Below are 680 nucleotides of genomic sequence, written 5' to 3' on the forward strand. Positions count from 1 at the left end.
CGCCTACATGAAGCTGGAGTTGCTAGTAATCGCGAATCAGAATGTCGCGGTGAATACGTTCCCGGGCCTTGTACACACCGCCCGTCACACCATGAGAGTTGGCAATACCCAAAGTTCGTGAGCTAACCGTAAGGAGGCAGCGACCTAAGGTAGGGTCAGCGATTGGGGTGAAGTCGTAACAAGGTAGCCGTAGGAGAACCTGCGGCTGGATCACCTCCTTTCTATGGAGAAATCTAGATCAGCATGATGTCTGACTAGTACAAATACATCATTGTATGTATTAAAATATAAAATACTTGCTCAAAGGTTGCTTAAGTATTTATTCTGTTCAATTTTGAGGGATTTTTCCTTCAAAACTTATGGGGGTATAGCTCAGTTGGGAGAGCACCTGCCTTGCACGCAGGGGGTCAAGAGTTCGAATCTCTTTATCTCCACCATAAGGGCTTATAGCTCAGCTGGTTAGAGCGCACGCCTGATAAGCGTGAGGTCGATGGTTCGAGTCCATTTAAGCCCACCAATGTTCTTTGAAAATTGCATATAAATTGATGTATATAAATACAACAAAGCCAAGAATAATATTCTTTGTAATGATTAAATAACTAGTTTTGTAATAACAAAACTTTAGAAGGTCAAGCTACAAAGGGCGCATGGTGAATGCCTTGGCATCAGGAGCCGATGAA

Annotated in this window: 2 tRNA genes and 1 rRNA gene; all 3 read left to right on the forward strand. The window is 43.4% G+C overall.

The window, feature by feature from the left end:
* A 16S ribosomal RNA gene (locus CLCHR_RS24250) occupies positions 1–221 on the forward strand; the annotation flags it as partial.
* A gap of 140 nt (positions 222–361) precedes the next feature.
* Positions 362–437, forward strand: a tRNA-Ala gene (locus CLCHR_RS24255).
* Positions 438–440: 3 nt separating this feature from the next.
* Positions 441–517 (forward strand) — tRNA-Ile (locus CLCHR_RS24260).
* Positions 518–680: the final 163 nt, after the last annotated feature.

Origin of the sequence: Clostridium chromiireducens, from assembly GCF_002029255.1 — a bacterium.
Lineage (GTDB): Bacteria > Bacillota > Clostridia > Clostridiales > Clostridiaceae > Clostridium > Clostridium chromiireducens.